Consider the following 8,656-nt stretch of genomic DNA (forward strand, 5'->3'; position numbering starts at 1 on the left):
TGGCCGTAATTGTCGTTGATCGGCTTGAAGCCGTCGAGGTCGATGATCCCGACCGCGACGCGAACGTTTCTGCGCTCGGCGTCGGCAAAGGCGCTCGACAGCTCGGCGAAGAAGCGGCGGCGGTTCGGCAGCTCGGTGAGGGAATCGAGATTGGCGAGGCGGAAGTTCTCGTCCGAGAGCGCCTGGGTCGCCGCCTGTTGGGCCAGCAGCGACTTGCGGCTGGCGACGAGATCGGCGAAGTCCCGGTAGTAGATGGTCAGCACCGTCACCATCGCGCCGGTGACCAGCAAATTGTTGACGGCCATCGCCTCCAGCGTCGGCTCGCCCGTAGCGAAGTAAAACACGACGTAGGGCACGTCGACGACGAGAGTCACGATCAGTGCGGCCGAACGCAGGTGCATCAGCGAGAAGATGCAGCCGATCACGGTCACCGCCATGTAGAAGGCAACCTGGCTCTTGGCAAAGGGATCGCCGTAGGGATAGAGGGCGAACGACCAGACGGTGAAGCCCGCCGCGATCGGTGCCGCGATCCAGTTGGTGAGACGCAGATTGCGCAGGATGTCGGCGTCGCTGCGTACGACATGGCGCTGCCGCAGCCACCAGAAGGTCCGATAGCCCGCCACCGTGATCAACGCGCCCGGCACGATCATGCTGAGTGAGGCCGGCGCCAGCGGCACATAGGTATATGCGACCGCGATCGTGTTGGTGATCAGGATGAAGTAGAGCAGCGGGATCTGCTTGGAGAAGGCATCGAACTGCGCGCGCGTCAGCTCGGGATTGTCGGCCGGCACGCGAAACAGCCGCATTGCGGCGGCGAAGTGAGACTTCAATTCGGCAACAGGCATTGAAATACGAGCCCCGGATCCCTGAAACGCCGGCGATCTTGCATAGCGTGGGTAAAGGGCGCGTTAGATCGGGCCTTGCGCCAAAGACTAGCGCAGGTTGCACGCTACCGCTGCAATTCCGGTCGCGTGCAATGGTGGGACCCTGTTAACGATAGGTGGCCGCGGCAGCAGGCGTATCGGCGCCGAAGTCCTGCAAAAGCCGCCGTTACGCTCTGCTAACCATGCGCGTCGGCGCAACGTCTTGCCGCACCTCTCCCCGGTGGGGAGAGGTCAAGGGCAGCATGCAATGGCCGCTACTTCTTTTCCAGCGCCGCCGTCTGCTTGGCGAGCTGCTTGTCGAAATCTTCCGACAGGCTGGTCGCATAGGTCGCAAGCTCACCCGGTTTGACGAACGGATTCTGTGCGCCGTCCTTCATCTGCGCACGCTTGGCCTGCATGCCATAGACCTCCGGATGCGGCCCGAGCAGCACGTCGACCTTCATCGCTTTCACCTTGGCGTAGGTCGCACGGTAGTCGTCGACGATGCCGGGATAAGTCGGCTGTCCCACCAGCCGGTTCAGCGCCACGGTGCCGCTGCAGAAGAACAGCACCTCGCGGTTCTGCTCGCCGTCCTTGACGGTCATCTCCCAGCTCGTGCAGCCCGGCGAGTGGCCAGGCGTCGCATGCGCCGTCAGCGTGGTGTCGCCGAGCGTAACCTTGTCGCCTTCCTTCACGACACGGTCGACCTTCACCGGCGCGAAAGCGAGGTCCTCGTTCTTCTCGTCACCGGGATAATAGCCGCCTTCGAGCAGCGGCTTGTCGCGCTCGCCGGCCACGAGCTGCGCACCGGTCTCCTTCTTGATCTCGGCGAAACCGCCGGTGTGATCGAGATGCGCGTGCGAGTTGAGGACGATCTTGACGTCAGCGACCTTGAAGCCGAGCCTGGCGATATTGTCCTTGATCATGCCGGTCGACTGGGGCATCGCCGTATCCATCAGGATCAGGCCCTGCGATGTCCTGATCACGTAGACGGAGATGCCCTCGGTCCCGACATAGTAGACGTTGCCGATGAGCTGGAACGGCTCGAACGGAGCCGTCCATTTCTGCATGACCGCTGCCAGGAAATCCTTGATGGTCTGCGCCTGCGCGCCGGTTGCGAGGAACGCCAACGCACACAATGCGGCGGTAAGTCTTCTCATGGTTTGCCTCCCGAAGTGTTCTTGTCATTTTGGCTGGACGCGATTTCCGCACGGCTTTGCCGGCGTGCAAGCTATGTCGGGAGAGGTGCGGCAGCAACGGCCTCATACCTCATGCATAGCGGGTATCGCGGCAACGCCGCCGGCCGGCGTTTGACCACGTGCGGCCGGCCCGCCATACTTTACATCAAGACGAGCCAGCAAGACTCGTCGGTACCGGGAGCTGAAAATGACCAATTCATTGTCCGTCCTTGCGGGGACGCTGATTTCTCTGGTCTCCTTCGCTTCAATTGCCCTCGCGCAGCCGGCCTGCGTCACCCAGAACATGGCCGTGCCGCCTGGTGCAAACACCACAGACAAGACCGCGCCGTTCTTCATCGACACGACAGGCCTCGATTTCAAGACGGCGCCGCCGACGCGCGATCCGTCGAGCGCCAACTATCCGCGCGCGACCGAGCTGCCCGACGGCACGCTGCCGCCGCCGGGGGCGGAAGGCAATTTCATCATCGGCCCGACCCACAATCCCGCGCCGGAGACGATCGCGAAGGACGGCGTGCCGCGCGGTACGACCAAGTCCTTCACGCTGACCTCGAAGCAGAGCACGATCTACAATCCCGGCCTGATCCGCGACGACGTCGCCGGATGCACCAACTCCTCGATCATGACGACCGTCACCGCGCCGGGCGACAAGTCGCACATGATCGTCACCACCAGCCATCCCGGCATCTGGTCGCGCACGATCGACGTCTACGTGCCGGCGCAATATGTGCGCGGCAGCGAGGCGCCGTTCATCGCGGTCGGCGACGGCGGCTCCAACGCCTACAAGGACCTCGCAGCGACCCTCGACAATTTGATCGCACAGCGCCGCGTGCCGCCGATGGTCGCGATCCAGATCGGCAATGGCGGCCAGGACGCGCAGGGCAGCCAGCGCGGCCGCGAATATGACGCGGTGTCAGGCGCCTACGCGCAGTTCGTCGAGCGTGAAGTGTTGCCGCTGGTCGAGACCAACGCCGACGTCAAGCTCACCAGGAATCCCGACGGGCGCGCGACCATGGGGCTGAGCTCGAGTGGGGCGGCGGCCTTCACCATGGCTTGGTTCTATCCCGATCTCTATCATCGCGTGCTGGCCTTCTCGCCGACGATGGTCAACCAGCAATGGCCGCATGATCCGTCGCTGCGCGGCGGTGCCTGGGAATATCACAGTGGATGGACGGGGCCGGCCGGCCCCAGCCTCATCTCCAAGGCCGGCGTGCTCACGCCGGCGGAACCGCCCGGGGTGCCGCTGATCGTGAGTGCGCCGACGAAGCCGATCCGCTTCTGGTTCTTCGGCGGCGACCAGGACCTGTTCTATCCGAACCCCACCATTCCCGACGGCATGCACGACTGGACCCTGTCGAACGCGCTAATGGCCAAGGTCCTGGCGGAGAAGGGCTACCACTATCAGTTCCTGTTCGTGCGCAACGCCAAGCACGTCGATCGGCCGACGATCGCGCAGACGCTGCCGTCGGCGCTCGAGTGGATCTGGAAGGGCTATCCGATCCCCTGAGCAGAACCTAGCGTCCGATCGTGACGCCGGCGGTCGAGCGCATGGCATCGCGGAGGCTCCTCGCGTTCATATCGTCGAGGACTTCTCGCGTCAGCACGGTGGTCTGGCCGGGTGTGTTGAGGATCGTTTGGCCGCGCGAGGAGGAGAGCCGGTCGGCCTTGTAGGGCGCGGCTGGATCGGTGGCGGGCTTGTGGTGAGGCCGTTTGCCGGACGTCGCAAAGGCGCCTTGCGGGACGCAGAGGGCGGCGATCACGATCAGTCGCAATAGCTTTGCAGACATGCGATCTCCCATGTTCGGGAAACCTCAGCCTAGCACGGCGTGACGGCGCTTGCAGCGGAAAGGATCAGGCCAAAGCGGCCTGGCGTTCCCGCACCGGTTCGCGAACCCGATCGGGCTTCCCTGGCTCGGCGAGCCGGGTGAAGCTCCGATGGGTTGCCTGCGCGGGGGCCTCGACGATCACGCCCTCGCAGACGATCTGTCCGCCGAGCATCCTGAACTCCAGCTTGTCATAGCGCGGCATCGTCTCGCCGGGCGCAGGCGGCAGCAGCCCGATGCTTCCCTGGATGTTCAGCGTGGCTTCGCCGGTGCCGTGAAGCCGGGGATTCCACATCCTGATTCCGCTTTCCGTCCAGCGCTGCCGGATCAGCGCGGTGCGGTCGGCAGGTTCGGTGGCTTTCGCACGAAGTTTCGGCGCGCTGCGAATCTCTTCAGCTGGAGCTGCAGGAGCCGGAGCCGGCTCATCATAGGTGACCACGATGGCGTCGGCGGAAGAGTTCTCCGCGGCGACGGGGGCTGGATTGCTTGCAGCGACCGGCTCGATGGCCACCGCGGTGCCGGGGGTGGGATCGCTGTCGATCTTGTCTGCAGCGACAGGCTCGGCCGAGACGTCGCGATCGGCAAGCGTGACCTGGGTGTCGTCTACAACAGGCTCGACATCCACGGCGGCAACAGTGGAGGGATCGTCGGCAACGACGAGAGCGGGAGCGTCAACCGACGCGACCTCGACCGAAGCGACCTCGAGATTGGACGAGGTCTCCTCCACGACGTCGGGGTCAACGCTGGCTGCGAGCTCGGGAGATGGATCGCTGCTGATGACGGGCTCAGCGGCTTTGGCCGGCTCGTCTTCGACGTCGCTGGCCGCGACCGCTTGGGTGGCGACGGGCTCGAGCTTCGTCGAGACCTCCACAGGCGGATCATCGTCGATGACGGGTCCAGGAACATCGACGGGTTTGGGAGCGTCGACCGTTTCGCTGGTGACTTCGTCCGAGGCCAAGACCTCTGCCACGACGACCGGCTCGACATCTGTCGGCGCCTGCTGCAGTGAACCGTCGCTGCCGCCGCCATCGGCTGCTGCTTCCGCGATGACGGCGCGGGCAGTGGAGTCCTCGGCGACCGCAGCGTCGCTGCGCAACGGCTCGGTGCTGATGCCGGTGTGGAGAGCCGGAAGAGCTTCAGCGCTGTCGGCAACGATGACAGGCTGTTCCGCGACGACCGCCGCACCGTCGATGCTGCCGCCATGCGGCAAGGGCCGAAGCCGGGTGAACGCCCATTTCACCGCGGGGATGCGGCGCAGCAACGATATCAGTCTCGAAAGCACTGGGAGTTGTCCAAGAGGTACTCGGCGTGAGGCAATCGCTGATTCGCCAGCTATGTGAAAAACTGCCCCGGCCGTCACACCCCTGTCAATGTAGACGGGACCAATTGCAGAACATCCACGCATCCGCGCGGTCGGCTGCATGACGTCTCAGGCATCATCGAGAGATTACGATTGTCATGAGGCGGCCTTGCACCGGCTGCCAATGTGACCGCTCCCACAGAGCTGCGGCACCGATCCGGGTACGCTTCCTTCGAAAGCGAAGGAGAGAAGACGTGATCCGCAAGACATATCCGGCTGCGGTCCTCGCCGCATTGATCTGCGCACCTGCGTTGGCGGATGATCTCTCGCCAAAAATCGCCGCTCATTTGATCCCGCCGAATGCGGAAATCCACATTTCCTGGACCAGCCCCGCATCCGACCCGCAGGGCCGTTCGGTCGAGGTGGCCTGCGGTGAGGTCACGGTCCGCAATCCCAGGGGCTTCGACACCATGACGTTCGCCTATGTCATCGGCGACGACAAACTTTGGCTGGCCAGGGAAATCGGGTGGATGAAGGAGCCGGAGCCGCAGGGAATCCGCAGCGTGATGAGATATTGCCCCGGCCGTTGATCGACGCCGGTCGGCCTGCGGGAGGGGACGATGATCCCCTCCGGGATTTTTCGATCTTTCGGCTACTTGCCGGCGCCGGCGCTGCCGCCGCCCGCGCTGCCTCCGGCCTGGCTGCCCATGTTATTCGTGTTGCTGCCGCCGGCCGATGGTTGCTGCGCGCCCTTGCTGTCGCTGGCCTCGTTCTGCATGTTCGACGAACGCCCCGTCGTCATTCCCTTGGTCGCGGGGCCGCGCGAGGAGGGGCCGACGTCGCCCTGACCGGAGGCGCCGGGAGCCGGTTGTGTCTGCGCGAAGGCGCCACCGGTCGCCAGTGCCATGATGCACGCGGATGCCAGAATGATCTTTTTCATGGGATTCTCCTTGACATTACATCTCCGGACAATCCGCCTGCGCCATTGGCGTTCCTGCCAATTTGACGGCAGTGCTTCAACTCTCTGCGGCCGAATGTCGGGGTTCCCGTGTTCGCCGCCAGCGGCTATGCAGAAGCATCAATGTCGGTTCGAGGACGAAGCATGAAAAGGACTGTCGCCATCGGAGCGGCTCTGCTCTGGTCCACCATCGCCTTCGCCCAGGAGCGCACCATCACCGTGGCCTCGACCACCTCGACGGAACAGTCGGGCCTGTTCGGCCATCTGCTGCCGCTGTTCGAGAAGGCCGAGGGCATCAGCGTGAAGGTCGTTGCCGTCGGCACCGGCCAGGCGCTGGATATCGGGCGGCGCGGCGATGCCGACGTGGTGTTCGTCCATGATCGGGCTGCCGAAGACAAGTTCATGTCCGAAGGGCAGGGCGTGAAGCGCTTCGACGTCATGTACAACGACTTCGTCATCGTCGGTCCCAAAAGCGATCCCGCGAAGATCGCCGGCGGCAAGGACGTCACCGATGCGCTGCGCAAGATCGCGGCGGCGAAGGCGCCGTTCATCTCGCGCGGCGACAAGTCCGGCACGCACGCGGCCGAGCTCCGGCTGTGGAAGGAGGCGGGCGTCGACATCAGTGCCGGCAAGGACAGCTGGTATCGTGAGATCGGCCAGGGCATGGGCCCGGCGCTGAACATGGCGTCGTCGTCGAACGCTTATGTTCTGTCGGACCGCGGCACCTGGCTGTCCTTCAAGAATCGCGGCGAGCTCACCATCCTGACCGAGGGTGACAAGCGGCTGTTCAACCAGTACGGCGTCATGCTGGTCGATCCGGCAAAGCATGCGAACGTGAAGGCGAAGGACGGGCAGGCTTTCATCGACTGGCTGGTTTCGTCGAAGGGGCAGGAGGCGATCGCCGGCTATAAGGTGGGCGGCGAGCAGCTATTTTTCCCCAACGCGTCCCACTAGCAGGAAGGCGACGGTCGACACCGCGACGCTGAGCGCGAGCAGGATCAGTCCGAGTCCGAGCGCCAGCGGCAGATCGCCCTTGCTGGTCTCCAGCGCGATCGCGGTCGTCATCGTGCGCGTGAAGCCGCGGATGTTGCCGCCGACGATGATGATGGCGCCGACCTCGGCGATGGCGCGCNNGGCCGAGCGCGAACAGCAGCGCCATGCAGCGGAAGACCGACAGCCCGTCGATCCGCGCCAGATCGCCATATTCCGCCCACAGCAGGCTCGCAGGCCGGTGCACCAGCGCCACCACGATCGGGGTGGCGAGCAGCGTCTGCGCGATCACCATCGCGGCCGGCGTGAACAACAGTCCGGCCACCCCGAGCGGGCCGGAGCGCGAGAGCAGAAGATAGAGCGCGAGCCCGACCACGACCGGCGGAAGGCCGAGCAGCGCATTGGTCAGCACGATGATCACCTGCCGCCCGCGGAAACGCGTGATCGCGAGCAAGGCCCCGATCGGCGCGCCGATCAGCAGGGCAAGGATGCTCGCGGTCAGGCTGACGCGCACCGACAATGCGACGATGCCCAGCAGTTCGGCGTCGGCTTCGCCGATCAGCGAGAGCGCTGCGCCAACGGATCGTGCGAAGTCGTTCATCCGAGCCTGGACGTCGGCGCCGGCCGGAATGCCGCGGGGGCGTCGGTGTCGGGACTGGGGAGGCGTTTCACGGATGATTCCCTGCGAGTGTCGCAGNNGCAATGCAGTGGCGCGATCGCGCTCCGCAGGCACTTGTGGCTCCGCCGGCTACAAGGAGTTCTCCTTGCAGCAGGCCATTCACAGAATACTCGCGCGGAGCAGTTTGGAAACCGAATTCAGCTGGAATCCAATGTCGCGGACGGGATAGCACGTCCGCTTTCGGCATTAGCGCTTGACCTTGGCCGATGCCGAGACCGTCGGGGCTGCCCCGACGCTTTCCCGCCAATAGTGCTCGATCTGGTCGATCAAGGCAGGCGGCAGCGGGACGTAGTTGAGCGTCTCGGCCTGGGATCTGCCGTTCTCGAGCAGCCAGCGGAGGAAGTCGATCGCGGCGGCCGATCGCTCGCTGGATTTCGGCGCCTTCGGCATCAACGCGAACGTCGTCGCCGTGATCGGGTAGGCATCTTCGCCGGGCGCATTGGTGAGCACGAGATGGAAATCCTTCTTCGCCTTCCAATCCGCGCTTGATGCCGCCGCCTGGAACGATGCGGCGTCGGGCACGACGTAATTGCCGGCGCTGTTCTGCACGATCCCGAAGGAAATCCGGTCGAGCCGTTGCAGCGCGTAAGTGTATTCGAGATAGCCGATCGCGCCGGGAACGAGGCTGACGAGCGAGGCGACGCCGTCATTGCCCCGGCCGCCGAGGCCAAGCGGCCACTCAACGGCGGTGCCTTCGCCCACGCTGGCTTTCCATTGCGGGCTGACCTTCGAGAGGTAGTTCGACCAGTTGAACGTCGTGCCGGAGCCGTCGATGCGGTGGACCACCGTGATCGCAGCATTCGGCAATCTGACGTCGGGGTTGATCGCGCCGATCGCGGGATCGTTC

The 8,656-nt window shown here is 64.7% G+C and carries 9 protein-coding genes and 1 pseudogene; 3 read left to right on the forward strand and 7 right to left on the reverse strand.

The window, feature by feature from the left end; genetic code table 11:
* Both AABA86_RS33295 and blaBJP read right to left on the reverse strand, forming a co-directional pair.
* The coding region (locus AABA86_RS33295) for a diguanylate cyclase domain-containing protein (protein ID WP_338309756.1) at window positions 1-845 on the reverse strand (845 nt) is incomplete at its 3' end.
* A gap of 293 nt (window positions 846-1,138) precedes the next feature.
* Window positions 1,139-2,023, reverse strand: a complete 885-nt coding sequence (gene blaBJP, locus AABA86_RS33300) for a BJP family subclass B3 metallo-beta-lactamase (RefSeq protein ID WP_338309757.1) — start codon at window positions 2,021-2,023, stop codon at window positions 1,139-1,141.
* A gap of 226 nt (window positions 2,024-2,249) precedes the next feature.
* On the opposite strand from blaBJP, the gene AABA86_RS33305 reads away from it, so the two are divergent.
* Window positions 2,250-3,566, forward strand: a complete 1,317-nt coding sequence (locus AABA86_RS33305) for an alpha/beta hydrolase (RefSeq protein ID WP_338309758.1) — start codon at window positions 2,250-2,252, stop codon at window positions 3,564-3,566.
* 7 nt (window positions 3,567-3,573) lie between these two features.
* Here AABA86_RS33305 and AABA86_RS33310 read toward each other — a convergent pair whose 3' ends face one another.
* Both AABA86_RS33310 and AABA86_RS33315 read right to left on the reverse strand, forming a co-directional pair.
* Window positions 3,574-3,846: a TonB-dependent receptor plug domain-containing protein gene (locus AABA86_RS33310; RefSeq protein WP_338309759.1), complete on the reverse strand. Its 273-nt coding sequence runs from the start codon at window positions 3,844-3,846 to the stop codon at window positions 3,574-3,576.
* Between the two features lie 64 nt (window positions 3,847-3,910).
* On the reverse strand, window positions 3,911-5,143 hold the full coding sequence (locus tag AABA86_RS33315) for a hypothetical protein (RefSeq protein ID WP_338309760.1): 1,233 nt from the start codon (window positions 5,141-5,143) through the stop codon (window positions 3,911-3,913).
* A 293-nt stretch (window positions 5,144-5,436) separates the two neighbouring features.
* Here AABA86_RS33315 and AABA86_RS33320 point away from each other — a divergent pair, with 293 nt between their 5' ends.
* Window positions 5,437-5,772, forward strand: a complete 336-nt coding sequence (locus tag AABA86_RS33320) for a hypothetical protein (protein WP_212250424.1) — start codon at window positions 5,437-5,439, stop codon at window positions 5,770-5,772.
* A 62-nt stretch (window positions 5,773-5,834) separates the two neighbouring features.
* On the opposite strand, the gene AABA86_RS33325 is transcribed toward AABA86_RS33320, so the two are convergent.
* Window positions 5,835-6,122, reverse strand: coding sequence for a hypothetical protein (locus AABA86_RS33325; protein ID WP_212250422.1), 288 nt, complete (start codon window positions 6,120-6,122; stop codon window positions 5,835-5,837).
* A 162-nt stretch (window positions 6,123-6,284) separates the two neighbouring features.
* Between AABA86_RS33325 and AABA86_RS33330 the strand changes: the two genes are divergently transcribed.
* Window positions 6,285-7,094 carry a substrate-binding domain-containing protein gene (locus AABA86_RS33330; RefSeq protein ID WP_212250420.1) on the forward strand — a complete coding sequence of 270 codons (810 nt, stop codon included), beginning with the start codon at window positions 6,285-6,287 and terminating at the stop codon, window positions 7,092-7,094.
* On the opposite strand, the pseudogene AABA86_RS33335 reads toward AABA86_RS33330, so the two are convergent.
* Window positions 7,068-7,731, reverse strand: a pseudogene (locus tag AABA86_RS33335) (ABC transporter permease). The gene AABA86_RS33330 and the pseudogene AABA86_RS33335 overlap by 27 nt on opposite strands.
* A 264-nt stretch (window positions 7,732-7,995) precedes the next feature.
* Window positions 7,996-8,656 (reverse strand): phosphate ABC transporter substrate-binding protein PstS (gene pstS / locus AABA86_RS33340; protein ID WP_338309762.1); only part of this gene is annotated, 661 nt, incomplete at its 5' end.

The sequence above is a fragment of the Bradyrhizobium sp. TM233 genome (assembly GCF_036247965.1).
GTDB lineage: Bacteria > Pseudomonadota > Alphaproteobacteria > Rhizobiales > Xanthobacteraceae > Bradyrhizobium > Bradyrhizobium ottawaense.

Excerpts from the sequence above, each read along its gene's own strand:
- AABA86_RS33330 (WP_212250420.1), top strand. The coding sequence starts at position 6,285 with ATGAAAAGGACTGTCGCCATCGGAGCGGCTCTGCTCTGGTCCACCATC.
- AABA86_RS33305 (WP_338309758.1), top strand. The coding sequence starts at position 2,250 with ATGACCAATTCATTGTCCGTCCTTGCGGGGACGCTGATTTCTCTGGTC.
- AABA86_RS33325 (WP_212250422.1), bottom strand. The coding sequence starts at position 6,122 with ATGAAAAAGATCATTCTGGCATCCGCGTGCATCATGGCACTGGCGACC.
- AABA86_RS33310 (WP_338309759.1), bottom strand. The coding sequence starts at position 3,846 with ATGTCTGCAAAGCTATTGCGACTGATCGTGATCGCCGCCCTCTGCGTC.
- blaBJP (WP_338309757.1), bottom strand. The coding sequence starts at position 2,023 with ATGAGAAGACTTACCGCCGCATTGTGTGCGTTGGCGTTCCTCGCAACC.